Annotated in this window: 25 protein-coding genes and 1 tRNA gene; 13 read left to right on the top strand and 13 right to left on the bottom strand. The window is 65.3% G+C overall.

What is annotated here, in order from left to right; all coding sequences use genetic code 11:
• Positions 1-10: 10 nt before the first annotated feature.
• Complete coding sequence (gene trmB, locus BJG93_RS12500) at positions 11-820, bottom strand: tRNA (guanosine(46)-N7)-methyltransferase TrmB (protein WP_027198584.1); 810 nt, start codon at positions 818-820, stop codon at positions 11-13.
• 124 nt (positions 821-944) lie between these two features.
• A tRNA-Gly gene (locus tag BJG93_RS12495) sits at positions 945-1018 on the bottom strand.
• Positions 1019-1242: 224 nt separating this feature from the next.
• Here BJG93_RS12495 and BJG93_RS12490 point away from each other — a divergent pair.
• Entirely contained in the window at positions 1243-2961 is a 1719-nt protein-coding gene (locus BJG93_RS12490) for a methyl-accepting chemotaxis protein (protein ID WP_027198583.1), read from the top strand.
• Between the two features lie 117 nt (positions 2962-3078).
• Here the strand turns inward: BJG93_RS12490 and BJG93_RS12485 are convergent, their stop codons facing one another.
• The 3 genes from BJG93_RS12485 to BJG93_RS12475 form a co-directional block, all read right to left on the bottom strand.
• Positions 3079-3642 carry a YggT family protein gene (locus tag BJG93_RS12485; RefSeq protein WP_027198582.1) on the bottom strand — a complete coding sequence of 188 codons (564 nt, stop codon included), beginning with the start codon at positions 3640-3642 and terminating at the stop codon, positions 3079-3081.
• Positions 3643-3799: 157 nt separating this feature from the next.
• The gene (locus BJG93_RS12480) at positions 3800-4120 is read right to left on the bottom strand and encodes an EthD family reductase (RefSeq protein ID WP_027198581.1); all 321 of its coding nucleotides are present in this window, start codon (positions 4118-4120) and stop codon (positions 3800-3802) included.
• Positions 4121-4214: 94 nt separating this feature from the next.
• Complete coding sequence (locus BJG93_RS12475) at positions 4215-5150, bottom strand: Rossmann-like and DUF2520 domain-containing protein (protein WP_027198580.1); 936 nt, start codon at positions 5148-5150, stop codon at positions 4215-4217.
• 272 nt (positions 5151-5422) lie between these two features.
• On the opposite strand from BJG93_RS12475, the gene BJG93_RS12470 reads away from it, so the two are divergent.
• The 3 genes from BJG93_RS12470 (at position 5423) to BJG93_RS12460 (ending at position 7441) form a co-directional block, all read left to right on the top strand.
• Positions 5423-5584, top strand: a complete 162-nt coding sequence (locus BJG93_RS12470; RefSeq protein WP_167544139.1) for a hypothetical protein — start codon at positions 5423-5425, stop codon at positions 5582-5584.
• 385 nt (positions 5585-5969) lie between these two features.
• Positions 5970-6278 carry a hypothetical protein gene (locus BJG93_RS12465; protein WP_027198579.1) on the top strand — a complete coding sequence of 103 codons (309 nt, stop codon included), beginning with the start codon at positions 5970-5972 and terminating at the stop codon, positions 6276-6278.
• A gap of 197 nt (positions 6279-6475) precedes the next feature.
• Positions 6476-7441 (top strand): threo-3-hydroxy-L-aspartate ammonia-lyase, encoded by a 966-nt coding sequence (locus BJG93_RS12460; protein WP_027198578.1) that lies wholly within the window; start codon positions 6476-6478, stop codon positions 7439-7441.
• 36 nt (positions 7442-7477) lie between these two features.
• Here BJG93_RS12460 and BJG93_RS12455 read toward each other — a convergent pair whose 3' ends face one another.
• Together BJG93_RS12455 and BJG93_RS12450 are read right to left on the bottom strand one after the other, a co-directional pair.
• Positions 7478-8158, bottom strand: a complete 681-nt coding sequence (locus BJG93_RS12455) for a LysE family translocator (protein WP_027198577.1) — start codon at positions 8156-8158, stop codon at positions 7478-7480.
• Positions 8159-8202: 44 nt separating this feature from the next.
• Positions 8203-9777 carry a UbiD family decarboxylase gene (locus BJG93_RS12450; RefSeq protein WP_027198576.1) on the bottom strand — a complete coding sequence of 525 codons (1575 nt, stop codon included), beginning with the start codon at positions 9775-9777 and terminating at the stop codon, positions 8203-8205.
• A 616-nt stretch (positions 9778-10393) separates the two neighbouring features.
• Between BJG93_RS12450 and BJG93_RS12445 the strand changes: the two genes are divergently transcribed.
• Positions 10394-11608, top strand: a complete 1215-nt coding sequence (locus BJG93_RS12445) for a transglycosylase SLT domain-containing protein (protein ID WP_027198575.1) — start codon at positions 10394-10396, stop codon at positions 11606-11608.
• Between the two features lie 91 nt (positions 11609-11699).
• On the opposite strand, the gene BJG93_RS12440 is transcribed toward BJG93_RS12445, so the two are convergent.
• The 4 genes from BJG93_RS12440 to ribBA form a co-directional block, all read right to left on the bottom strand.
• Complete coding sequence (locus tag BJG93_RS12440) at positions 11700-12896, bottom strand: pyridoxal phosphate-dependent aminotransferase (RefSeq protein ID WP_027198574.1); 1197 nt, start codon at positions 12894-12896, stop codon at positions 11700-11702.
• A 150-nt stretch (positions 12897-13046) separates the two neighbouring features.
• Positions 13047-13481 carry a transcription antitermination factor NusB gene (nusB, locus tag BJG93_RS12435; protein ID WP_027198573.1) on the bottom strand — a complete coding sequence of 145 codons (435 nt, stop codon included), beginning with the start codon at positions 13479-13481 and terminating at the stop codon, positions 13047-13049.
• On the bottom strand, positions 13478-13990 hold the full coding sequence (gene ribH, locus BJG93_RS12430) for a 6,7-dimethyl-8-ribityllumazine synthase (protein WP_027198572.1): 513 nt from the start codon (positions 13988-13990) through the stop codon (positions 13478-13480). The genes nusB and ribH overlap by 4 nt, the downstream gene beginning before the upstream one ends.
• A 49-nt stretch (positions 13991-14039) precedes the next feature.
• On the bottom strand, positions 14040-15173 hold the full coding sequence (gene ribBA, locus BJG93_RS12425; protein ID WP_027198571.1) for a bifunctional 3,4-dihydroxy-2-butanone-4-phosphate synthase/GTP cyclohydrolase II: 1134 nt from the start codon (positions 15171-15173) through the stop codon (positions 14040-14042).
• A gap of 328 nt (positions 15174-15501) precedes the next feature.
• Between ribBA and BJG93_RS12420 the strand changes: the two genes are divergently transcribed.
• From BJG93_RS12420 to catA, 7 genes are all read left to right on the top strand, one after another.
• Entirely contained in the window at positions 15502-16623 is a 1122-nt protein-coding gene (locus tag BJG93_RS12420) for an enolase C-terminal domain-like protein (protein ID WP_027198570.1), read from the top strand.
• Between the two features lie 28 nt (positions 16624-16651).
• On the top strand, positions 16652-17689 hold the full coding sequence (locus tag BJG93_RS12415) for a membrane protein (protein ID WP_027198569.1): 1038 nt from the start codon (positions 16652-16654) through the stop codon (positions 17687-17689).
• Positions 17686-18351, top strand: coding sequence for a gluconate 2-dehydrogenase subunit 3 family protein (locus BJG93_RS12410; RefSeq protein WP_027198568.1), 666 nt, complete (start codon positions 17686-17688; stop codon positions 18349-18351). Before BJG93_RS12415 ends, BJG93_RS12410 begins: the two co-directional genes overlap by 4 nt.
• Positions 18341-19984: a GMC family oxidoreductase gene (locus BJG93_RS12405; RefSeq protein ID WP_027198567.1), complete on the top strand. Its 1644-nt coding sequence runs from the start codon at positions 18341-18343 to the stop codon at positions 19982-19984. The genes BJG93_RS12410 and BJG93_RS12405 overlap by 11 nt, the downstream gene beginning before the upstream one ends.
• 275 nt (positions 19985-20259) lie before the next feature.
• The gene (locus tag BJG93_RS12400; RefSeq protein ID WP_027198566.1) at positions 20260-21396 is read left to right on the top strand and encodes a muconate/chloromuconate family cycloisomerase; all 1137 of its coding nucleotides are present in this window, start codon (positions 20260-20262) and stop codon (positions 21394-21396) included.
• A gap of 27 nt (positions 21397-21423) precedes the next feature.
• Entirely contained in the window at positions 21424-21714 is a 291-nt protein-coding gene (gene catC, locus BJG93_RS12395; protein WP_027198565.1) for a muconolactone Delta-isomerase, read from the top strand.
• Between the two features lie 79 nt (positions 21715-21793).
• Positions 21794-22729, top strand: coding sequence for a catechol 1,2-dioxygenase (gene catA / locus BJG93_RS12390; protein WP_027198564.1), 936 nt, complete (start codon positions 21794-21796; stop codon positions 22727-22729).
• A gap of 147 nt (positions 22730-22876) precedes the next feature.
• On the opposite strand, the gene BJG93_RS12385 is transcribed toward catA, so the two are convergent.
• Both BJG93_RS12385 and BJG93_RS12380 read right to left on the bottom strand, forming a co-directional pair.
• The gene (locus BJG93_RS12385) at positions 22877-23494 is read right to left on the bottom strand and encodes a TetR/AcrR family transcriptional regulator (protein ID WP_027198563.1); all 618 of its coding nucleotides are present in this window, start codon (positions 23492-23494) and stop codon (positions 22877-22879) included.
• A gap of 60 nt (positions 23495-23554) precedes the next feature.
• Positions 23555-25015: an efflux transporter outer membrane subunit gene (locus BJG93_RS12380; RefSeq protein ID WP_027198562.1), complete on the bottom strand. Its 1461-nt coding sequence runs from the start codon at positions 25013-25015 to the stop codon at positions 23555-23557.
• A 75-nt stretch (positions 25016-25090) separates the two neighbouring features.
• On the opposite strand from BJG93_RS12380, the gene BJG93_RS12375 reads away from it, so the two are divergent.
• Complete coding sequence (locus BJG93_RS12375; RefSeq protein WP_027198561.1) at positions 25091-25708, top strand: TetR/AcrR family transcriptional regulator; 618 nt, start codon at positions 25091-25093, stop codon at positions 25706-25708.
• The last annotated feature ends 8 nt before the right edge of the window (positions 25709-25716 follow it).

Below are 25716 nucleotides of genomic sequence, written 5' to 3'. Positions count from 1 at the left end.
TCTCGCCGCGTTACGCCGCGCCGCGCTTGCGGAACACGAGGTCCCACACGCCGTGGCCGAGCCGCAGACCGCGCCGCTCGAACTTCGTCACCGGACGGTAGTCGGGCCGCGGCGCGTAGGCGTGCGCCGTGTTCTCGAGCAGCGGATCGGCGCCCAGCACTTCGAGCATCTGTTCGGCGTAGTTCTGCCAGTCGGTCGCGCAATGCAGATACGCACCGGGCTTCAAACGCGACACCAGCAGCGCGACGAACTTCGGCTGGATCAGCCGGCGCTTGTGATGGCGCGCCTTGTGCCACGGGTCGGGGAAGAAGATGTGCACGCCGTCGAGGCTGTCGGGCGCGATCATCTGCTCGAGTACCTCGACCGCGTCGTGCTGGATGATGCGGATGTTCGTCAGCGACTGCTCGCCGATCAGCTTCAGCAGCGCGCCGACGCCGGGCTCGTGGACTTCGACGCCGAGGAAGTCGTCGGCGGGACGTTGCGCGGCGATCTCCGCGGTGCTCGCGCCCATGCCGAAGCCGATTTCGAGTATGCGCGGCGCCTGTCGGCCGAATACGCCGGCCCAGTCGGGCTGCTGCGGCGCGTAGGGAACGACGAAGCGCGGACCGAACTCATCGAGCGCGCGGCGCTGGCCGGTCGACACGCGACCCGCGCGCGTCACGAAGCTGCGGATGCGGCGGTGGTATAGCGTATCTGCCGGCGTTGTGCCAGGCGTGCCGTCGACGTTGTTCGCGTCGTTGCCGGTGGGCTGGTCGGCGGCTGCGCTCGTGGGTGTCGGGGCGTCGTCCGGGAGGCCGGAGTCGTTTGGATCGTGGATCATCGTCGATGCTGCTGCAAGCGTGAGGGCTGCGCGTCGCGCGCTGTGCCGGGCCGTTGCCACTACGAAAAAGCCGCCTTCAGGGAGGCGGCTCTTGCTGGATTCCGCTGAACACTCAGCCGGAAAGTGGAGCGGGCGATGGGAATCGAACCCACGGCTCTAGCTTGGGAAGCTAGGGTATTACCATTATACGACGCCCGCAGAGCGCGCTATTTTACAGGCTTTCGGGTCGTTTGGGCAGGGGTAGAGTCGATGCCCAGGAACAGCACCCGCCTTTTATCGGCTTCGACGGTTCGAACGGCACTGACCTTCAGATAGCGTCTGCGCCTGCCGATAACCCGACTGATATCCGATGCCGTGCGCTTTCGCAACCGGAAGCCAGCACGAGTCCGGCGCTCCCCTCCCGATCAAGAGACTTTCCCAAAATGCAGTGGCTTTCCAATCTGAAGCTGAGCCAGAAGCTTGTCGGCTCGTTGTTGCTGTGCGCGTTCGTGACGGCCATCGTCGGCACGGTCGGTGTACTGAAGGTGCGCGAATTCGCGACGATGCAAACCGAGATGTACGACCGCGAATTCGTGCCGGTGCGCAACGACGGCACCGCCGCCTGGCAGGCCGCCTCGCACTTCCGCCGTCTCTATTCGTACATTCTGAATCCGGAGCCGGCCGGCCGCGCCGACACGGTGCGCCTGAATCACGGCGGTGAAGCGGCGATCCTGTCGGCGTTCGACTACGAGCGCAAGCACGCGACCACCGACGCGCAAAAGCAATTGCTAAGCGACTTCGACGCCGCCTATCCGGCCTATATGAGTTCGGTCGCGAAAGTGATGGCGCTTGCCGACCAAGGCGATCAGACCGGCGCGCTCGCCGAGCTCAAATCGACCACCGATCCGCTGCACGTCAAGCTGCGCACGCTGATGATCCAGCTGTCCGACGTGCGCGACGAACTGGCCAGGCAGCGCGTTGCGAACGGCGTCGACATGGTCCGCTCGGTGACGTGGTGGATCGCGAGCTGCGCGGTCGTCGGTGTCGCGATTGCGATCGGCCTCGGACTGCTGGTGACGCGTGCGGTCGTGCGGCAGATCGGCGGCGAACCGGCCGACGTTGCAAAGATCGTCGAGCAGATCGCGAGCGGCGACCTGAGCCAGCGTCTGCACACCGACAGCACCGACGAGCGCAGCATCCTGCGCGCGGTTGCGCACATGCAGCAGCGTCTCGCGACGACGATCGGCTCGATTCGCGAAAGCGCCGAGTCGGTCAGCATCGCTTCGCAGCAGATCGCGAGCGGCAACATCGATCTGTCCGCGCGCACCGAAGGGCAGGCCGCTTCGCTCGAACAGACCGCCGCGAGCATGTCGGAGTTGACGCAGACCGTCAGCCGCAACAGCGACAACGCACGCAACGCGAGCGCGCTCGCAACTCAGGCGGCGCAGGTCGCCAACACGGGCAACACGGCGGTCGAGGGGATGGTGCGGACCATCGGCGAGATCAGCGGCAGCTCGACGAAGATCTCGGAAATCACCGGCGTGATCGAGGGCATCGCGTTCCAGACCAATATTCTTGCGTTGAACGCGGCGGTCGAGGCGGCGCGCGCGGGCGAGCAGGGGCGCGGCTTCGCGGTGGTCGCGAGCGAGGTGCGCAATCTCGCGCAGCGCTCGGCGAGCGCGGCCAAGGAGATCAAGGAGATGATCACGACATCGGCCGCGATCATCGAGGGCGGTACGCAGCAAGCGGCCGAAGTCAGCGCGACGATGACGGACATCAAGGACGCGATCCATCGCGTGTCGGATATCGTCGGCGAGATCGCGACGGCATCCGAAGAGCAGAACCGCAGCATCCACCAGGTCGGCCAGGCGGTCACGCAGATGGACGAGACCACGCAGCAGAATGCGGCGCTCGTCGAACAGGCTGCGGCGGCTGCGCAATCGCTCGAAGCGCAGGCGCGCAACATGAAGCAGACGGTGTCGGTGTTCCGCACGGGGGAGAGCCGCGTTTTTGCGGCGGCCGTACCGAAACCCGCGCCGACTCGAGCGCCCGCGCGCTCACACGTCGACAAGCGCGCGTTGCCGCGGCCAGCGATGGCCGCGCCCGCGCGCGAGCGCGTGGCGGAAACTGCGGCTGCGGATAATGACTGGAGTACGTTCTGATTCAGGGCTTGCGAGCGGCACGATCAGTCGTGCCGAGCCGCATATTCGGATGGCGCGGCCGATTGGCGATTGATCGCCTGAGGCGGCCGAAGCATCCCCTTCACCTGCGACATCAACTCAGATCACAAAATAAGTCAGCTGAACCGCCGCACGCGTGACGACCATCTGCAGCACCTGCACGATCACGAACAGCAGGATCGGCGACAGATCGATGCCGCCGAATTTCGGCAGCACGCGGCGCAGCGGATTCAGAAACGGCGCGGTTAGCTGATAGAGAATCGGCATCGCCGGCGAACGCGGGTTCAGCCATGACAGCAGCGCCATCAGGATCGTCATCCAGATGATCAGATTGAGCGCCCATTTGATCGCCGTCAGCACCGCGACGATCAGCAGCGTCGGCACGAGCGTCAGCGGATCGGCACCGGTCAGCACGATCATCAGGACGACGTAGATGATCGCGGCGATCAGTGTCGCGACCACGCTCGCCCAGTCGATGTTGCGCGTGCTCGGCAGCACGCGCCGCAGCGGCAGCACGATCCAGTTGGTCGCCTGCAGCACGGCGTTCGAGACCGGGTTGTACGGCGGCAGGCGCACGACCTGCAGCCACGCACGCAGCAGCAGCGCGGCGCCGAACAGCGTGAAAACGGTATTGAGCAGAAAACGGGCGATATCGCCAAACATCTCGTGTCCTTATGCTTCTGATGACGGCCGTCGACCGGCCGCGGGCTGCCGGCGTCGCGTAATCGGCGCGCGCCAGCGGTTGACTGGACTTACCCGGTTAGCCAGGCGGAAGTTCGACGCCATTGCGCGCCGCCTCCTGATGGCTGTCTGTCCGGCATCACACGGAAATCCGGACCTCGCTGATCAGGATCATGCCGTTACCGCCGTCGGTGTAGTTCGGAATATCCGCTAAGAGTTGCTCGGACGCGGGCTTGAACACTTTATAGAAGTCGTCCGCGCTATCGAACAGGAAGTGACCCGCGGCCACATAAGGCGGCGGCGTGCCGGGCGGCCCGGCGTTCAGGCCCGCGTCGACCGACCAACCTTTCAGCGCCGGCCCGAACAGCTTTGCCGCAAGAGGCATGTGGGTCGCGCAGTAATAGTCCATGTCGAAGCGGCCATTTTCCCGGTACGGGTAGAGGATGCTGACCTTGATCATTGTGCGTTCTCGTCTGTTGATCCCGAAGCGGCGCGGGCTGCTCGCGTGGTCGCGTGGGGTTGGCCCGGTGCGCCGGACGTCACATTATCACGGCTTACTTCACGCTTGCACCTGCCGCGGCCTGATTCAGCGAGCGGCCCAGCGATTGTTCCACCGCTTCGGAGATCGCTTCGATCGTCGCGGGCGGGGTGGCGCGGCGTCGGGCGAGGTTGACCGCGCGGCGCGTGAGCAGACCATACAGCGCGGCATGGTCGCCGCCGAATCCTTCGAGCAGCGAGAGCTGCTTCTCCACGACACCGGTATCGCCGCGCGATACGGGACCCGCGAGCGCGTTGGGCAGGCCCTTGTCGCGCGCGGTTTCGATCGTGCCGGCGAGCATCGGCAGCAGCGCGCGCAACGCGTCGTCTTCGGCGAAGCCGAGCGTGCGCCACAACGCGACGCATTCGGCGAGGCTGCATAGCGCGAAGCTCGCCGCATAGTGCGCGGCGGCGTGATACAGCATGCGGCCGCCCGGCGCGATGGACAGCGGACGGCAGCGCAGCGCCAGCGCGAGCGCGGTGAGCGTCTCTTTTAGCTCGCCGTCGGCTTCGATCGTCACCGAACACCCGGCGATGCGCTCTAGATCGGCAAGCTCGCCGCTAAATAGATACAGTGGATGAAAGCCGCCGATCGCGGCGCCCTGATCGCGCGCCGGCGCAAGCAGCTCCACCGGCGATGCGCCGCTGCAGTGCACGAGCGCTTTGCCGGGCTGGCCTGCCGCATCGCCTCCGAAGCCGAGTGTGTGCGCTGTCGTACCGATGTCGTCGTCAGGAACGGCTAAAAAAGCGATATCGGCCGCGTCGACGACCTGTTGCGGATCGTCGCAGGCCGCGCAGTGTGCGATCTGGGCGGCGAGCCGGCGCGCGGAATCGGCCGAGCGGCTCGCCACCGCGGTGACCGGATAGCCGGCGCGCGCAAACGCGAGAGCGAGACAGCGCGCGAGCCGCCCCGCGCCGATGAAGCCGACGCGCGGCAAGGAAGACTGGGACATGGTCACCTGCTCCGGACGGATCGTGTGAACGGGAAAGCAGCAGTATCGCGCATTCGGCGAAGCAGGCGCGACCCGGCCGCGTGCGCGGTCCGACAGCTGTCGTCGGATGAGATCGCGGGCGATATGGCGCGAGCGGTCGATCATCGGATGGCGCGACTTCCGCGCGCGTCAAAACTGTTCACAATCGTGCGTGGCAGGAAACAGTGGTCGATGAGCCGGTTAGCAGTTTGTTTTCCGTACTTCGTTCGCAGTCAGAAATTCGGGAGGTCGAGATGAGTATTTTTTCTTACCGAAAGCACTTGCGGTTCCTGACGCACGCGCAGCGCCGTCGCTGGTGGGATCAGAGAAAGCGCCTGACGCCGCGCGTGCGGATCAGCGGCGCTTACGTGCCGCCGAACGTGTCCCGCGAATTCGTGTACGTGAAGGTCGGCTAATCGCGCGGTCTTTGCAGGCGAGGAAATGCCCGGCTCGAGCAATCGAGCCGGGCATTTTTATTGGGAATTCCTTCCGGCTGCCCGCTTTGAAGCGAATTTGTAATTAAAGATTACCGATGCGCGAACTCGAACCCGCGCGTTTGATCATACCTGTGACGCACGCCCCGTCAGTCGCGCGCAAACCTTTGATTCGCGGCACATTTGGCTGTCCTCGCGGCGGCGCGTAGGTGCGCTCGCGCGGCGCTCGGCAAAACGCTGCGGCTCACTCCTTGCAATTTGCAACAAATGCGCACAGTTCAGTTGGGGCTTTTTGGATACATTGATTGCACAGCATGCGAGGCATGCGCAGTCGGCGACCTTGGCAGGCCGCGCTAGGAGAATAAAAGTGAACAAGATCGTTCCGTTTGTCGTTGCAGCCGCACTCGGCTTGGGACTTGCCGGGTCTGCAGAGGCAGGTGTTTCCGTCGGTATCGGCCTTGGGGTGCCAATCGCGCCGGCTTATCCGGTCTATGCGGCGCCGCCGCCTGTCTACTACGCGCCCCCGCCCGCGCCGGTCTACTATGCGCCGCCCGCGCCGGTGTATGCGCCGGTTCCGGTCGTGGTCGGAGGCTACTACAGGTATGGCCATCCGTATTATCGTGGCTACTACCACGGCTATCGCGGCTACTACGGCCACCCCTACTATCGCCGCTAAGCGCGGGCGCGCCTGAAGCGCGCGGGAACCTCGACGGTGTAATGCCGGCTGATACGCCGGGTTACGCCGTTTTTCTTTGGCGCTGCCGGTTTTGCGTTGCGCCTGACGCTGGTGGCGCTTCGCGCAAGCCGCGTTCCAAAGCAGCGGAGAAGCTGGGAGAATGGCTGTTTCGCCACCGCTCCAGGAGAGTCTCGCCGATGCCAGCGCTTCCCGCTCCCACTTTCGATGACGTCCTCGACGCGGCCGCACGCCTCGAAGGCGTCGCGCACCGCACCCCCGTTCTGACGTCGAGCACGTTCGACGAGCGCACTGGCGCGTCGGTTTTCTTCAAGTGCGAAAATTTTCAGCGCATGGGCGCGTTCAAGTTCCGTGGCGCGTACAACGCGATTTCGCACTTCGACGCCGAACAGCGCAAGGCCGGCGTGCTGACGTATTCGTCGGGCAATCACGCGCAGGCGATCGCGCTGTCGGCGCGTCTCGCCGGCATTCACGCGACGATCGTGATGCCGCACGACGCGCCCGAGGCCAAGGTCGCCGCGACGAAAGGCTACGGCGGCGAGGTGATCACCTACGACCGCTACAAGGAAAATCGCGAGGAAATCGGCCGGCGGCTGGCCGACGAGCGCGGCATGACGCTGATTCCACCGTACGATCATCCGCACGTGATCGCCGGGCAAGGCACCGCGGTCAAAGAGCTGATCGACGAAACCGGCCCCCTCGACATGCTGTTCGTGTGCCTCGGCGGCGGTGGGTTGATCAGCGGCAGCGCGTTGTCGGCAGCCGCGCTGAGCCCGGCTTGCACGGTGATCGGCATCGAACCGGAAGCGGGCAACGACGGCCAGCAATCGCTCGCGCGCGGCGAGATCGTGCATATCGACACGCCGCGTACGATCGCCGACGGCGCCGCGTCGACGCATCTCGGCGACTACACGTTCGACGTCATCCGTCGGCTGGTCGCGCGAATCGAAACGGTCAGCGACGCCCAGCTGATCGACACGATGCGCTTTTTCGCGCAGCGCATGAAGATCGTCGTGGAACCGACCGGTTGCCTCGCGGCGGCAGCGGTACTGAACGGCATCGTGCCGGTGAAGGGCAAGCGCGTCGGCGTGGTGGTGAGCGGCGGCAACGTTGATTTGCCGAAGCTCGCGCAGTACCTCGCATGAGCTCGCCGATGCAAGCCGTTTTGTCGGTGAACTGCTTCAGCTTGCCACTTGCGCGGTGCTTTGCACGGTCAGGTCGTGATACCCGTTGACGATCACGCTGTACGAGAAATACGCGAACAGCAGTGCCGACAGAACGTGACACGCGCGCAGCAGACCGGCGCCCGCGCGCTTGCGTCCGTGGCTGCCGAGCCCGCAGATAAAGAGCGTCCAGCACAGGCCGCCGAGAAAGAAACCGCCGAGAAAGATCAGCGCGGTCGCCGGGCTCGTTGCGCCAGCCTTCGCGATCAGCGCGCCGCCGACGGCCGCGAACCACAGGATCGCCGACGGCGACGACACCGCGAGCAGCACGCCGCGCAGAAACCCGCGCCATGCCGACTGATGCGGCGCAGCCGCGGCGCCTTCGCCGGCGACCGCGGGCGCCGTGGCCGGGAAGATCGCTTCACGCGCCATCTTCCAGGTGAGGAACAGCAGGATCGCCGCGCCGCCGATCCACACGACCCAGCGCACCGACTCGAACTGCAGCAGCGCGGCCATGCCCGCGAGCGCAAGCGTGGCGTAAATGAGGTCGCCGACGCACGAGCCAAGACCGAGCCAGAAGCCTGGCCGGAAGCCGTGCGACAGCGTCAGCGAAATGATCGCGACATTGACGAGACCGATATCGAGGCACAGCGACAAGGACAGAAAAAATCCGTCCGACATCATTGAAAAAGCATGCATCCGCGCAAGCGTTCCGTTGGTTGTTTTGTCTTGTCCGGCGAGCGTTACGGGCCGAGGCCCAACTCGTTCCACAAGCTGTCGACACGCTGTTTGACCGCGTCGTCCATCACGATCGGGCGGCCCCATTCGCGGTCGGTTTCGCCCGGCCATTTGTTGGTCGCGTCGAGCCCCATCTTCGAACCGAGCCCAGCCACCGGCGACGCGAAATCGAGATAGTCGATCGGCGTGCGGTCGACGAGCACCGTGTCGCGCGTCGGGTCCACTCGGGTGGTGATCGCCCAGATCACTTCCTTCCAGTCGCGGATATTGACGTCGTCATCCACCACGACGATGAACTTCGTATACATGAACTGCCGCAGGAAGCTCCATACGCCGAACATCACGCGTTTCGCGTGGCCGGGGTAGCTCTTCTTCATCTGCACGATTGCCATGCGGTAGCTGCAGCCTTCGGGCGGCAGATAGAAGTCCGTGATCTCGGTGAACTGCTTCTGCAGCAGCGGCACGAATACTTCGTTCAGCGCGACGCCGAGCACGGCGGGCTCGTCGGGCGGTTTGCCGGTGTAGGTGGAGTGATACACCGCGTCGCGGCGCATCGTGATGCGCTCGACCGTGAAGACCGGGAACCACTCCTGTTCGTTGTAGTAGCCGGTGTGATCACCGTACGGGCCTTCGAGCGCGTGCTCGTACATGGCGGACGCACCTTTCGACGGACGCGGCGGCGCGCCGGCCGCAGCGGGCGAGGGCGCGCCTTGCTGCGGATAGATGAAGCCTTCGAGCACGATCTCGGCGCGCGCGGGCACCTGCAGACCGTCGACGCCCGGCGTGATGCACTTCGCGAGTTCGGTGCGCGCGCCGCGCAGCAGGCCGGCGAACTGGTATTCGGACAGCGTGTCGGGCACCGGCGTGACCGCGCCGAGGATCGTCGCCGGGTCCGCGCCGAGCACGACGGCTACCGGATAGGGCTTGCCGGGATTTTTCAGTGCGAACTCGCGGAAATCGAGCGCGCCGCCGCGATGCGCGAGCCAACGCATGATCAGTTTGTTACGCCCGATCAGTTGCTGGCGGTAGATACCTAAGTTCTGTCGGCTCTTATTCGGGCCTTTCGTGACCGTCAGTCCCCAAGTGATCAGCGGTCCGGCATCGCCGGGCCAGCAGGTCTGAATGGGCAGTTTGGCGAGATCGACATCGTTGCCTTCCCAGACGATTTCGTGGCAAGGCGGCGCGCTGACTGTCTTCGGCGCCATGTCCCACACCGCCTTCGCGAGCGACAACAGCTTGCCCGCGTCCTTGAACCCCTTCGGCGGCTCGGGTTCCTTCAGTGCGGAGAGCAGCCGGCCCACGTCGCGCAGCGATTCGAGCGCCGCCTGGTCGCCTGCGTTCTCTTGCGCATCGATGCCCATGCCGAGCGCGACGCGGCGCGGTGTACCAAACAGATTGGCGAGCACAGGGAACGCATGCCGCTCGGTGTTCTCGAACAGCAGGGCCGGGCCGCCCGCGCGCAGCACACGGTCGCACAGTTCGGTCATTTCGAGATTCGGCGATACCCCTTGCGAGATTCGGCGCAGTTCACCGATCGTGTCGAGGCGGCCGATGAAGTCGCGCAAGTCTTTGTATTTCATCTGTGACGGTTCAAGGCCGCATGCACGGCGCATAGGAGCGGAAGCCCAGGCGGGACCGCGGCGGTCCCTGTCTGGCGCAGCAAAACGATTGTCGATTTTACCTGCGTTGGCTACCGCACGCAGAACGACCAAATGGTCGATCGCAGACGGCCAGGGTGGGATCGGTCAAAACGCGCACCGCGCGCGCTTTTCGGGCGACTGAACACTGTTCATAATTACAAATAGTTATAGATGTTGCATTCTATAGTGTTGACGATCTATAAAACCGTGCATAGAATCCGTCCACATTGGTTGCAGGGCGTTAACCTTTTTACCGTCGCCCCCGGTCCTTAGACGCAACGCGTCACCGTTTCACTCCCCTGCAGAGTAGAACGGCACGATTGAAGTCCCTCACCAGCGTCCACCAACGCTGGTTTTTCGCGTGGGAGCCGAGCCCGGCATACATCGAGTATGTAAGGGCTGTTTTTGAGATGGCTCCCCAAACGGTATTTGTTGCCGTTTTCCCGACGTCGCTGCTGCCCAACCAGAGGGCGTGCGATGTCTTGACTCTGCGAGCGCGCTGTACCGCCTGACTTGTCCGGCGGAGTTCGCGGATCATGCAAGATGGGAGATCTGAATGAACGCCTGGTTATCGTGGCGTCCCGATGAGCGTATTGCGCAGGTCGTGCGCGGTGCGTTGCGCCGCGGGACGCGACTGAGTCATCACCTGTTCAGCATTGTCGGCGGTATCGCCGTGGTGCTGGCTCTCGCACTGTGGCTGATGCCGACCTGGCGCGGCGCGCTCGCCGCGCGTCTGATGCCGGTCATTTCGGCCGCCGTGCAGGCGGGTCCCGCCCGCCTGCTGCAAGGCAATCCGCTGCCGGCCATCGGACCGGCCCGAAACGCCGGCACGTCCTCCGACGAATCCCTGTCGGCCAATTCGCCCACCACGCCGAACGCGCCGAGCGCCATCGATGGCGCGAACGACGGCGGCATGACCCTCACCGCGGCCACTACCAGCTTCGACGGCGCGTTCGAGGGCTACAGTTCGTCGAGCGCGAGCGCCGCGGCGCTCAACGGCCTCGACCCGCGCACGATGCAGGGCGTCAGCGCGCTCGCGCGTCTGATTCCGCAGCAGCGCGTGTCCGCCGATGCGCGCGATGACCGCGTGCTCGTATCGAGCCGCGAGCAGGCCCTGGTAGCGTCGTACCTCGCGCGGCGTTATCGCGTCGCGCAGGAGCCCGTCGGCGAACTCGTGAAGGCTGCGTTCGACACCGGCCGCGAAGTGGGTCTCGATCCGCTGCTGCTGCTGTCCGTGATGGCGATCGAATCGGGCTTCAATCCGTACGCCGAGAGCGGCGTCGGCGCGCAGGGCCTGATGCAGGTGATGTCGAAGGTGCATTCGGACAAGTTCCAGTATTTCGGCGGCCAGAGCGCGGCGCTCGAACCGCTCGCGAACATCAAGGTCGGCGCGCTCGTGCTCAAGGATTGCATCGCGCGCGGCGGTTCCCTGCCGGGCGGCCTGCGCCTTTACGTCGGCTCCAGTACACAGGACGACGGTGGCTATGGCGCGAAGGTGATGGCCGAGCGCGGTCGTCTGCGCGACGTCGCGCATGGCCGAAAGGTGCCGATCAATGCGCCGCAGGCTCCGGTGCTGACCGCGTCGGCTACGCCGGCGCCGGCTGCCGCGACGAGCGGCGGAAACGGCAAGCGCGTGCAGGTGACACTGCAGGGCGGTCACGCGTTGAGCTCGGCGACGTCGGCGGCGCACACGCAGCCGACCGATCAGGACGATGCGAGCGCCAATTCGACGACGCGCCATGTGGCATCGGCGTCGGAGCTGGGGGCTTAGGTCAGGCGCTTGCGGGCCGCGTGAAAAAAGAAGGACACCCGAGGGTGTCCTTTTTTGCGTCTGGCAGGTCGACTACTGCCGACTCAGTGCGTCAATGCCGGCCGAACAGCTTCGCCAGTCGCTCGACAGCTTCTTCGAGCTTCGGATACGCGGTCGCATACGACAGCCGGATGTACTGCTTCGGCGCGTGCGTGCCGAAGTCCATGCCCGGCACCAGCACCACGCCGGCATCGTGCAGCATCGCCTTCGTGAGCGCGGCGCTGTCGCCGGCCGCCGGATGCGCGACGCCGCCGCAATCCGCATAGACGTAGAACGCGCCGTCGGGCATCACCGGCACCGCAAAGCCGAGCGATTCGAGCGCCGGCGCGATGAAGTCGCGGCGGCGCTTGAATTCGAGGCGTCGCGCTTCGTAGATCGCGATCGTCTCCGGCTCGAAGCAGGCGAGCGCCGCATGCTGCGCGAGCGCCGACGCGCAGATGAACAGGTTCTGCGCGAGCTTTTCGAACGCGCCGACCATCGCGGGCGGCACGACAAGCCAGCCGAGGCGCCAGCCGGTCATGTTGAAGTATTTCGAGAAGCTGTTGACGGTGACCACATCGTCGCCGAACGACAGCGCCGACACCGGCTTCGTGTCGTAGCTCAGCCCCTGGTAGATTTCGTCGACGATCGTAAAGCCGCCGCGCGCGCGTACGGCCTTGACGATGCGCTCGAGCTCGGCCGGCTCGATCGACGTGCCGGTCGGATTCGACGGCGACGCGAGCAGCACGCCGCGGGTGCGCTCGCCCCACAGGCGTTCGACATCGACGGCGGTCAGCTGGAAGCGCTCGGCCGGGCCGCTCGGCACCATCACCGGTTTGCCTTCGGCGGCGATCACGAAATGGCGGTTGCACGGATAGCAGGGGTCGGGCATCAGCACTTCGTCGTCGCGATCGACGAGCGCCGCGCACGCGAGCAGCAGCGCGGCCGACGCGCCCGCCGTGACCACGATGCGCGCCGGATCGACGTCGATACCGTAGAACTCGGCGTAGTGCGCGGAAATCGCGTCGCGCAGCGCATGCACGCCGAGCGCGCTCGTGTATTGCGTGACGCCGCGGCGCAGCGCGCTGGCGGCCGCCTCGATGACCGGCTCGGGCGCAGTGAAATCCGGCTCGCCGATACCCATGTGAATGATGTCGCGCCCCGCGCGTTCGAGTAGCGCGGCCTCCTTGGCCAGTTCCATCACGTAGAAAGGCTGGATGGCATCGACGCGCGCGGCAAGCCGCACGAGAGGTTCGGTCGCGGAGTTCATACGGTCAGATCCAGTTCAGAAACAGGACGGCGCCCATCCATCGAATGATGCGCTCATCGATGTGCGCAGCGCGTCCTTGCGGGCGATTCGGTTCTTCGCCCCGTGCAGCGCGGTGCACGAGAGGCGGATCGGATACCCCGCACACCGCGCTCAGCTCTTGCGAGCCGCCTGCGTTTCGGTGGCGCGCAGTTGCGCCGACAGCTTGTCGAGCACGCCGTTCACGTACTTGTAGCCGTCCGAGCCGCCGAACGTCTTGGTCAGTTCGACCGCCTCGTTGATGACCACCCGATACGGAATATCGACGTGATTCTTCAGCTCGTACGCGGCGACCAGCAGCACTGCGCGTTCAACCGGCGAGAGCTGATCGATCGGACGGTCGAGGCACGGGCCGATGACGGCGGACAGCGCTTCGGAATCGCGCATCACGCCTTGCAGGATCGCTTCCAGATGCTCGTGGTCAGCCTTGTCGTAACCTTGCGCGCCGCGCAGTTGCGCGTCGATCTCACCGCCGGGCGAGCCCGACAGCAGCCACTGGTAAAGCCCCTGCGTGGCCAGTTCGCGGGAGCGTCGGCGTGCGCTCTTCATGCCTCTTCCTCGTCGTCTTCGTCCTGTTCATCGTCGTCATCGCCGCCGAGCTGTTCGAGCGCGACCGCGAGGTTCGCCATTTCGACAGCCACGCGTGCGGCGTCGCGACCCTTCTCGGTCATGCGCGCGACGGCCTGCTCGTCGTTCTCGGTGGTCAGCACGGCATTCGCGACTGGAATACCGAAGTCGAGCCCGATGCGCGTGATGCCGGCGCCACTTTCGTTCGACACCAGTTCGAAATGGTAGGTCTCGCCGCGGATCACCGCGCCGAGCGCGATCAGCGCGTCGAATTGCGCGCTTTCCGCGAGCTTTTGCAGCGCGAGGGGGATTTCCAGCGCGCCCGGCACGGTGACGAGCAGCACGTCCTGGCCGGTTACGCCGAGGCGTTCGAGTTCTTCGATGCAGGAGTCGGCGAGCCCGTTGCAGACGGGTTCGTTAAAGCGCGCCTGGACGATGCCGATGCGCAGTCCGTCGCCGTCGAGATTCGGTTGGTATTGTCCGATTTCCATGTGAATTCCGTAGTGTTTTGAGTGGGCGCGAGGCGCGTGAGTGACCGGATCAGAATTGCGGGGCTTGCGTTTTGCTGCCGGGCATCGGAATGAAGCCCGTGACTTCCAGACCATAACCCGACATGCTGCCGAGCTTGCGTGGGTTCGACAGCACTTGCATCCTGCCGACGCCGAGTTCGCGCAGAATCTGCGCGCCGATGCCGTAGGTTTTGAAGTCGACCGGCCGGCGCTTCAGCGCGTTGGCTTTTTCCGTTGAGTCGAACGCCTTGAAGACGTCGACCAGATGGTCTTTCGAGTCGCCGCAGTTGAGCAACACGACCACGCCGAGATCGCGTTCGGCGATCTCTTTCATGGCCGCATCCAGCGTCCACGAATGGGTCGACTCGCCGACTTCGAGCAGGTCGAGCACCGACAGCGGCTCGTGCACGCGCACCGGCGTGTCGCGATCGGGCGCCGGCGTGCCGCGCACCAGCGCGATGTGCGGTTGGCCGCTCGGCTGGTCGAGATACATGACCGCGCGAAACGCGCCGTGCGCGGTTTGCATCGTCCGTTCGCAGATACGCTCGACGATCGATTCGGTGCGGCTGCGATAGTGAATCAGGTCGGCGATCGTGCCGATCTTCAGACCGTGCTCGTTGCCGAACTCGATCAGGTCCGGCAGACGCGCCATCGTGCCGTCGTCCTTGATGACTTCGCAGATCACCGCGGCCGGCGTGAGGCCCGCGAGCCTCGTGAAGTCGCAGCCCGCCTCGGTATGGCCGGCGCGCACCAGCACGCCGCCCGGCTGGGCCATGATCGGGAAAATGTGGCCCGGTTGCACGATGTGCTCGGCCTTGGCGTCCGGCGCGACCGCGGCGGCGATGGTGCGGGCACGGTCGGCTGCCGAGATGCCGGTCGTCACGCCTTCGGCCGCTTCGATGCTGACCGTGAACGCGGTGCCGTACTGGGTGCCGTTGCGGTACGTCATCAGCGGCAGGTTCAGCTGCTTGCAGCGCTCCTGGGTCAGCGTCAGGCAGATCAGGCCGCGGCCGTAGCGAGCCATGAAATTGATCGCTTCCGGCGTGACGAACTCGGCGGCGATGACGAGGTCGCCCTCGTTTTCGCGGTCTTCTTCGTCGACGAGGATCACCATCCGGCCGGCCTTCAGTTCGGCGATGATCTCTTGGGTGGAGGCGAGCATCATGTTGGCGAGTTTTTCGGGAAAGCGCGTATTTTACGCCACGTGCGGGTCCAAGTCGCCTCCGCCAAACGACATCGGCCGTTTGGCCGACTGGTGACGAGCCTGGCGTGCTTGATATGCTCGTTGGAACGGTGCGCGAGGGGGCCGCTGGCGCTGGCGACAACGCGGGCTGTGCTCCAGCGCGGCCTGCTTTACGGATTGCAATAGTGCGGAACGGTACTTGCGACGAAGCAGGCGGTCTCGTCTCACTTCCACCGGAGAGCGCAATGTCGGGGACCGTCGGCTGTTGCATCACTGATACGCATCATTCTCGCGATTTAGGGTTGCGGCCATGAAGCGCGGCGCCACGAGCGGGGGCTCGTCGCAAGCGCCTGTGACCGCACTGCGCGCGAGCGCGTACCGCATTCCGACCGACGCGCCCGAGGCCGACGGCACGTTCGCGTGGGACGCGACCACGCTGATCGTCGTCGAGGCAGATGCGGGCGGCGCGACCGGCGTCGGCTACACGTATAGCGACGCCTGCATCGTCGCGCTGATTCAGGGAGCGCTCGCCGCCTGCGTGCTGAATCACGACGTATTGGACGTCGGCGCGCATTGGCAACGATTGCAACGCCAGGTGCGCAATCTCGGCCGCGCGGGACTGGCCGCCACGGCCATTTCGGCAATCGACTGCGCGCTATGGGACCTGAAGGCGAAGCTGCTCGGCGTGCCGCTCGTCGGGCTGCTCGGTGCGCTGCGTTCGGCCGTGCCGGTCTACGGAAGCGGCGGTTTCACCACGTACACGAACCAGCGCTTGCAGGAGCAGTTCACGGGCTGGGTCGCGCAGGACGGCTGCCGGTGGGTGAAGATGAAAATCGGCAGCGAGCCGGACAAGGACCCGGCGCGCGTCGCCGCGGCGCACTCGGCGATCGGCGACGCCGGCCTGTTCGTCGACGCGAACGGCGCCTTCACGGCGAAGCAGGCGCTGTATTACGCGCAACGCTTCGCGGAGCACCATGTGAGCTGGTTCGAGGAGCCCGTCTCTTCGGACGACGAAGCGGGCCTGCGCGACGTGCGCGAGCACGCGCCCCCCGGCATGGAGATCGCCGCCGGCGAATACGGCTACACGCTCGATAACTTCCGGCACCTGCTCGCGGGGGCCTGTGTCGACGTGCTGCAGGCCGACGCGAGCCGCTGCGGCGGCATCACCGGCTTTCTGCAGGCCGCCGCGCTGTGCGACGCGTACCACGTGCCGCTGTCTGCGCACTGCGCGCCGGCGCTGCATCTGCACGTCGCGTGCGCGGCGCCGCGCTTGCGCCACCAGGAATGGTTCCACGACCACGCGCGGATCGAGGCCATGCTGTTCGACGGCGCGCCCCGTTTGCGCAATGGCGAGATGGAGCCGGACCTGTCGCGGCCCGGCTGCGGGCTCGAATTCAGGCACAGCGACGCCGCTCGCTACCTCATCAAATAGAGCAGCTCCCCACGAGGAATCGACATCGATGACTTCTTCACGCGTACCCGGATTGTTTTACACGGCGGCAGCGCTGGCGGCCGTGGCAGCATTGGCCGCGCGTGGCGCGGGACAGCCCGAGTCGCGTGGCGAACCACGTGGGACCGGCTCGCGCGGCCGCTTGCCTCGCGCCTCTGCGACGTCCCCGGCCCGCGCGGCCCGAAGCCTTCAGCGTGCGCCGGCGCGCTTGCGGGCGAGCGAACCCAGCACCGAAGTCGAGGCCCACGTCGAAGCGGCTCGCACCTTCAACCACAGCTCCGCGCTGCTCGCGCTCTCGGTGCTCACCGACAGCGCGATGGAGCACTACCGCGGCTCGTTCGACAACCCCGCGATGTTCGCGCCGCTCGTCAGCGCGAGTCTGTCGCTCGCCGCGGGCCTGCATGGCGGCGCGGATCGCCGCGGCCAGACGCATCGCGCTCGCCATGCGATCTATCTGAGCGCGGCGGCGACGGGCATCGCCGGCACGGGCTTCCATTTGTACAACGTGATGAAGCGGCCGGGCGGCTGGAGCTGGAACAACCTGTTTCACGCGGCGCCGGTCGGCGCGCCGGTCGCGCTGCTGCTGTCGGGCGCGCTCGGCGCCATTGCCGAACGGCTGCGTGACGAGCCCGCCGACGATCCCCGACTGCTCGGCATGCCGGCCGGCCAGGCGCTCGGCCTGTTGGTCGCCGCGGGTCTCGTCGGCACGGTGGGGGAGGCTGCGCTGCTGCATTTTCGGGGCGCATTCCAGCATCGCGCGATGTACGCGCCGGTCAGTATTCCGCCTGTCACCGCGGCGCTGCTCGCGCATGCCGCGATGAGCGCGCCGCGCGAGCGCTGGCACACGCGCCTGTGGTTGCGCATCACGACCGCGCTCGGCTTCATCGGCGCGGCGTTTCACGCGCGCGGGATCGCGCGTCGCCAGGGCGGCTGGCGCAACTGGAGCCAGAATCTGTTCGACGGGCCGCCGCTGCCCGCGCCGCCGAGCTTTTCCGCGCTGGCGCTCGCCGGGCTCGCAGCGCTGCGTCTACGGGAGACTGAAAAATGACCAACGGACCACGCTCGACCCGAGCCACCCGCTATCCCGACTATGACGTGCTCGACAAACGCACGACGCCGTCGTGGGACGAGCATACCCGCGCGGTGATCGCCGATCGCCTCGCGACACCGCTCGAGCCGCGCTTTTTCAACGCGGTCGAATGGCTCGCGGTGACGTCGCTGTGCGCCCGCGTCGTGCCGCAAGCGAACGCGCAACCGGTTGTGCCGCTCGCCGCGCTGCTCGACGCGCGCCTCGCCGGCCACAGCAACGACGGCTACCGCGACGCCCGCTTGCCGCCGATGCGCGACGCCTGGCGCATCGGCCTCGCCGCGCTCGACGCCGAGTGCCGCGAGCGCGGCGGCCTGCCGTTCGCGAGCCTCGCGCAAGACACGCAGAACGCGCTGCTTGGCGAGATGCAGCGCGGCGAACTGACGAACCCCGCGTGGCGCGGCATGCCGTCGAAGCTGTTCTTCAGCGAGCGCGTGCTGCACGACATCTGCGGCCTCTACTACTCGCACCCGCACGCGTGGAGCGAGATCGGCTTCGGCGGTCCGGCGAACCCGCGCGGCTATGTGCGCATGTACCTCAACCGGCGCGATCCGTGGGAGGCGGTCGAAGCGAGGTCCGACACCCATGAGCACGCCGCGAAGGAGAACCGCCGTGTCCGATGACGCACAACAGCGGCCGCGCGGCAAGGACGGCCGCGCACCCGATGTGTTCCAGCGCGGCGGCTGGGTGCCGATGCGCACGTACGCCGACAGCGAAGAGGTCGATTTCGCGATCGTCGGTACGGGCGCCGGTGGTGGCACGCTTGCGTGCCGGCTCGCGGAGAAAGGCTTCAAGGTCGTCGCGTTCGATGCCGGCGCGTGGTGGCGTCCGCTCGAAGAGTTCGCGTCGGACGAAGCGCATCAGGAAAAACTGTACTGGACCGACGAGCGCATCTGCGACGGCGACAATCCGCTCAAGCTCGGCAACAACAACAGCGGCAAGGCGGTGGGCGGCAGCACGGTCCATTTCGCGATGGTGTCGCTGCGCTTTCGGCCCGAGTGGTTCAAGTCGCGCAGCGTGCTCGGCTATGGCGTCGACTGGCCGCTCGACTGGCGCGAGATGTGGCGCTACTACGGCGAGGTCGAGGACGCACTGAAAATCTCCGGACCGGTGAACTATCCGTGGGGGCCGAAGCGGCCGCGCTATCCGTATCGCGCGCATGAACTGAACGCGGCGGCGCTGGTGCTCGCGCGCGGCGCCGAGGCGCTCGGCATCGGCTGGAGCCCGACGCCGCTCGCGACCATCTCGGCGCCGCGCGGCCGCGCGCATCCGTGCGTGTACCGCGGCTTCTGCGTGTCCGGCTGCGCGACCAACGCGAAGCAAAGCGCGCTCGTCACGTGGATTCCCCGCGCGGTGCGCGCCGGCGCCGAAGTGCGCGATCTCGCGATGGTGGGCCGCGTCGTCACCAACGACGCGGGGCTCGCCAGCGGCGTCGAATATCTGCGCGAGGGGCGGTGGCAATTCCAGCGCGCGAAAAACGTCGTGGTGGCGGGCTACGCGATCGAGACGCCGCGCCTGTTGCTGATGTCGGCCAACAGCCGCTTTCCGGACGGACTCGCGAACAGCTCGGGACTCGTCGGCAAACATCTGATGGCGCAGTCGAACCAGGCCGTCTACGGCACCTTCGATGACGACATCCGCTGGTACAAGGGGCCGCCGTCGCTGTCGATCACCGAGCACTGGAACTATGAGGACAAGGGCAAGGATTTCTTCGGCGGCTATGCGTACATGAGCCAGGGACCGTTGCCCAACGCGTGGGTCGCGTCGCAGAACGGTCGCGGCTTGTGGGGCGACGCGCTCGGCGCGGAGATGCTCAAGTACAACCACCAGGCGGGGCTGAAGATCGTCGGCGAGATGCTGCCGCAGGAGCGCAACCGTGTGACGCTTGCCGACGAGAAGGACCAGTACGGGCTGCCGATCGCGCGCGTCACCTATTCATGGTGCGACAACGACAAGCGGCTCATCGCGCATTCGCTCGACTTCATGGAACAGGCGCTCGCGGCCGCTGGCGGCAAGGAGATCTGGCGCGAGACCAACGACACCTGCCATCTGAACGGCACCGCGCGCATGGGCGACGATCCGGCGACGAGCGTGGTCGATGCGGACTGCCGCAGCTGGGACATCCGCAACCTGTGGGTGTGCGACGGCTCGGTGTTTCCCACCGTGGGCGGCGTGAATCCGTCGCTGACGATCCAGGCGATCGCGTGCCGCACCGCCGACCGGATCGCCGCGCTGGCCGCGCGCGGTGAGCTATAGCTTCGGATCCGTCAGCGGCTTGCCGTGTATCGCGATGCGATCACACCATGCTCTGCATGCATCGAAACGTGACGCACACCGTGTTTGGCGCGAGAAAATCGACCTGTATCTTCAATACGCAGTTTGCATGGTGTGATGCCAAATCCATAGAAATGCGGGCTTTCCGGCCTCTCCATACCCGTAAGGTATGAAAATGGACGGGAAAAGTATTGGACGGGCGAAACGGGCGAGGGGTATAAAAACGTCCAATGAACTCACTTCCCGCCGCAGCCGCCATGCCCCAAGCGACCATCGAACGTATCGAAACCCGCCTCGTCGATCTGCCGACGATCCGCCCTCACAAGCTGTCGGTCGCCACGATGTACGGGCAAACGCTGATGCTGGTCAAGGTGTACTGCAGCGACGGCGTCGTCGGGATCGGCGAAGGCACCACGATAGCCGGCATGGCCTACGGCCCGGAAAGCCCGGAAGCGATGAAGCTCGCGATCGACGCGTACTTCGCGCCGGCGATGATCGGCAAGGACGCGACGCAGATCCAGGCGCTGATGGCGCACCTCGGCAAGCTGGTCAAGCTCAATCATTTTTCGAAGAGCGCGCTCGAAACCGCGCTGCTCGACGCCCAAGGCAAGCGCCTCGGCGTGCCGGTGAGCGAGCTGCTCGGCGGCCGTCGTCGCGAGCGCCTGCCGGTGGCGTGGACGCTCGCGTCGGGCGAAACCGCGAAAGACATCGCTGAAGCCGAGCATATGCTCGACGTGCGCCGCCACAGGGTCTTCAAGCTGAAGATCGGCGCGAAGGAACTGAAGACCGACATCCGGCACGTCGCCGAGATCAAGAAAGCGCTCGGCGAGCGCGCGGCGGTGCGCGTCGACGTGAACATGGCGTGGAGCGAGACCCAGGCCGCCTGGGCGATTCCGGCGCTGGCCGACGCGGGCTGCGATCTGGTCGAGCAGCCGGTCGCGTCCGCCGCCGCGCTCGCGCGCCTGATGCGCCGTTTCCCGGTCGCGCTGATGGCCGACGAAGTCTTGCAAGGCCCGGACAGCGCGTTCGAGATCGCGAAGACCGGCGGCGCCGATGTATTCGCGATCAAGATCGAACAGAGCGGCGGCCTGTTCGCCGCACAGCGCGTGGCCGCGATCGCCGATGCCGCCGGCATCGAGTTGTACGGCGGCACGATGCTCGAGGGCGCGTTCAGCACGGTGGCCTCGGCACATCTGTTCGCGAGCTTTGCGAATCTGCAATGGGGCACCGAGCTGTTCGGGCCGTTGCTGATCACCGAAGAAATTCTGACCACGTCGCTCGATTACAGCGACTTCGAGCTGACCGTGCCGAACGGCCCGGGTCTCGGCATCGAACTCGACGAGGCGAAGCTCAAACGATTCACTCGAGACGGGCTGATGAAAGTCACCCGCTAAACGGATTTCGATCAAGAGGATTCAACGATGCTTTTCCAAGTACGAATGGACGTGCACCTGCCGGTCGACATGCCAGCCGAAGTAGCGAACGACATCAAAGCGCGCGAGAAGGCCTATTCGCAGGACCTCCAGCGTTGCGGCAAGTGGCGTCATATCTGGCGCGTCGTTGGCGAGTACGCGAATTACAGCATCTTCGAGGTAGAGAGCAATGCCGAACTTCACGACATTCTGTGCGGCTTGCCTCTGTTCCCCTACATGAAGATTTCGGTGACGCCTCTATGTCGTCACCCGTCGTCGATTCGGGACGACGACATCTGAGCCCAGCGGCCAGACGCGCTTTGAAGGCGAGCGCATCCAAAGCCATCATTTCCCCCAATACCAACCGGAGACAGTCATCGTGAGCGTCAAAGTTTTTGAAACCAAAGAAGTGCAGGATCTGCTGAAAGCCGCTTCCAACGTCGATGCCGACAACGGCAACCCGCGTTTCCAGCAGATCGTTTTCCGTCTGCTGGGCGACTTGTTCAAGGCAATCGATGACCTCGACATCACACCCGACGAAGTTTGGGCCGGCGTCAGCTATCTGAACAAGCTCGGTCAGGACGGCGAAGCGGCGCTGCTCGCGGCCGGTCTCGGTCTCGAGAAGTACCTCGACATCCGTATGGACGCCGAGGACAAGCAGATCGGTCTCGAAGGCGGCACCCCGCGTACGATCGAAGGCCCGCTGTACGTTGCCGGCGCGACGGTGCGAGAAGGCGTCTCGAAGATCGACATCAATCCGGACGAAGACGCGGGCCCGCTCGTGATCCGCGGCACGGTCAAGGATCTGGACGGCAAGCCGGTCGCGGACGCGATCGTCGAGTGCTGGCACGCGAACTCGAAGGGCTTCTACTCGCACTTCGATCCGACCGGCGCGCAGAGCGACTTCAACCTGCGCGGCGCGGTGAAGACGGGCGCCGACGGCAAGTACGAATTCCGCACGCTGATGCCGGTGGGCTATGGCTGCCCGCCGCACGGCTCGACGCAGCGGCTGCTCGACGGGCTGGGCCGTCATGGCAACCGTCCGGCGCACGTGCACTTTTTCGTCAGCAGTGACGGCCATCGCAAGCTGACCACGCAGTTCAACATTGAAGGCGATCCGCTGATCTGGGACGACTTCGCCTACGCCACGCGCGAAGAGCTGATTCCGCCGGTCGTCGAGAAGACCGGTGGCGCGGCGCTGGGCCTGAAGGCCGATGCATACAACGAGATCGAGTTCAACTTCACGATCACGCCGCTGGTCCAGGGCAAGGACAATCAGCTCGTCCATCGTCTGCGCGCTTCGGTCGAAGCGTAATCGCGCGAGGCGGCGGCGCGGCACGGCCGCCGCCTTTCGTTGCCAACGGCCGGATCGGCTCTCGATTTGGCGCGCCTGGGGAGGCACCTTAAAACGCACGGTCCGAACGTGATCGTGAACGACCGCGGGGCCTCACAAAAATCGCGCTCAAGACGATGGATGGAAGAACATCTTCGTAAAGACGTTGCACAAAATCGCTTCGGCCGACGCGCTCGGCAGATCATTGGGCATCGTCATGTCGAAATAGAGGACGCCGTCCATCAATGCAATCGCGGCGAGGGCGTGATCGGCGACAGAGCTTGATAACGGGATGTTTAGGCGCGTGCAGAGCCGTTCGATGAAGTACGCGATCATGTGGTGTTTTTCTAGGTACAGCGCATTCAGCCACTGCCTGAATTGCGAGTCACGCATCGCGTGCAGACGTGCCTCGGACCAGATGATGTAGTTGTCGCTGTCGCGGTAGCAGTGCGCATACAACGATGCGAACTGTTTGTGCAGATCGTCGCCGGATGGGGCGGCGTCCAGCAGCTTCTGCAACTTCTCCTGAATATGTTGGTGATCGAGTCGGAGCAGTTCGACAAATAGATCGCTCTTATTGCCAAAGTTCGAGTAGAACGCTCCACGGGTGTAGCCGGCGTGGCCAGCGATGTCCTCCACGCTGGTCGCGGCCAGCCCTTTCCGGGTAATGCTGAAGTACGCTGCGTCGAGCAGGCGCTGGCGGGTCTGCTCGCGGTTTTCTGCCCGAGTCAGTCGTTGGCGTGGCATGCGGCGAGGCCTCTGCAATCTGTCTCATGTATGTCCATGCACTATCGGTGCATCGGATCGCTACTTCGCGGCTACTGCCTCGTATTCAGGAGGCTGCCAACCACCACCGAGCGCTTTGAAGGCTGCGACCGCGGCGCGCGCCGATTCAGTTTGCGCCTGCGCGCGCTCGTCCGAGGCTCGCAGCAGGTTGTCGTCGGCCTGCAAGACTTCGATCAGGCTGACGACGCCTTTTTGATAGGCCGCGAACGAGGCCGCTCGAGCGCGGCCGAGCGAGTTCACTCCCTGGGTCAGAACGGCTGCCTGCTCCTCGCGCTTGACCAGTGCCGACAAAGCGTTCTCCACATCTTCGGTCGCATGCAGCGCTGCCAGCCGGTACGCAGCGAGCATCTCTGCCTGCTGGCCCTTGGCCTGCTCGATCTGCGCATTGATGCGGCCGAAGTCGAACAGGCGCCAGCGCAGCCCCAGCACGCCGGCGGCCTGATTCGCGCCACTGCTGAACAGGTTGCCGCTCGCCACCGAAGTCGCGCTGCCGAGCAGTCCGCTGAGGGATAGTTTGGGGTAGTACTCGGCAACAGCCACGCCGATGCGTGCGTTCGATGCAGCAAGGCGACGCTCGGCCACGATCAGGTCGGGCCGGCGTCTGAGCAACTCTCCCGGCGATCCGGTTGCCGCGATCTGCGGAGCAGCCGGGATGTCGCTGCCCTCGACCAGTTCCGCCCGATGCGTGCCGGGCTGCGAGCCCAGCATCACATCCAGCGCGTTCATGGCCGCATCCAGACCCGCCTCGAGGACCGGGACGGATGCCTGAACCTGAGCCACCGCACCTTCGGCCTGGCTCACCTGAAGGTCGGCCGCCAGTCCTTTGCTATATAGAAGGTTGATGGTCGAGAGCAGGTCCTGCTGCGTGCGCAACTGCCTGCGAGCCACCTTCAGACGCGCCTGCAATCCACGAATGCTGATATAGATATCGGCGGTTTGCGCAGCCACCGCCAGCCGCGTGGCCGCGGCGCCGGCTTCCGAAGCCTGGTAGTCGTCGAGCGCCGCTTCCCGCCCGCGACGCAGGCCACCAAACACATCCAGTTCCCAGCTGGCGTTGAAATCGGCCTCGTAATCACTGCCGTGGCGATCGAAACCGGGCGTCGAATTCAACACGCGTCCCAAAGGCGTTTCAACCGATTGATAGACTCTCGCTGCCTGTGCGCTGACATTGCCGGAGGGAAGCAGCGCGGCATTGGCCGCGCCGAGTCCCGCGCGCGCCTGAGCGACGCGCGCGGCTGCCTGCGCAAGATCGAGGTTCTGTTCCAGAGCAAGCGTCACGAACCGTGTCAGTTGCGGGTCGCCGAAACCACCCCACCAGGTGGCAAGGTCGGCACTGGCCGCCGCGTGCCGGTGATCGACCGCGGCCTGGCCCCGGAACTGCTCGGGCATCGCTACGTTGGGCCGGACATAATCGGGGCCTACAGCGCAGCCTGCCGACAGGCTGGCGACAATGACCGCGGCAAGGAGGTGTTTGGGTAGCATGAGTGTCTTCGCAGGTTCAGGTTGTGACTATAATACCAAATAGTCACTCGTTGTCCATTCTTGTATGCTATACCGATGAAAAAAGCCACCACTTCCCCCGTCCCGGCACGCGGCCCCGCCGACCATGAGGTACGCGATCAGATCGTCGCCGCTGCCACCGAGCACTTCAGCCGGTATGGCTACGAGAAAACGACAGTCTCGGATCTCGCCAAGGCGATCGGATTTTCCAAGGCCTACATCTATAAGTTCTTCGAATCGAAGCAGGCCATTGGCGAGATGATTTGCGCAAACTGCCTGCACGAGATCGAATCCGAAGTCAGGGCGGCCGTCGCACAGACCGACCTGCCGGCGGAGAAGCTGCGGCGCATGTTCGGCGTCTTCACCGATGCGAGCCTGCGTCTGTTTTTCCAGGACCGCAAGCTGTACGAGATTGCAGCATCGGCGGCCACGGAGAACTGGCAGGCGGTGCTTGCGTATGAAGAGCGCGTCCAGACGCTGCTTCGGGACGTCCTGCAAGAGGGTCGGCAAAACGGGGACTTCGAGCGCAAAACGCCGCTCGATGAGACTGCGATGGCGATTTACCTGGTGATGCGCCCCTACCTCAATCCGATGCTGCTGCAATACAGCTTCGATTACACCAAGGTCGCACCTGCGCAACTGTCCAGTCTGGTGCTCCGCAGTCTGTCTCCCTGAAAAAAAGC

The sequence above is a fragment of the Paraburkholderia sprentiae WSM5005 genome (assembly GCF_001865575.2).
Taxonomy (GTDB): domain Bacteria; phylum Pseudomonadota; class Gammaproteobacteria; order Burkholderiales; family Burkholderiaceae; genus Paraburkholderia; species Paraburkholderia sprentiae.
The sequence above is the reverse complement of the archived record's forward strand: the minus strand, read 5'-3'. Positions and strand labels throughout refer to the sequence as shown.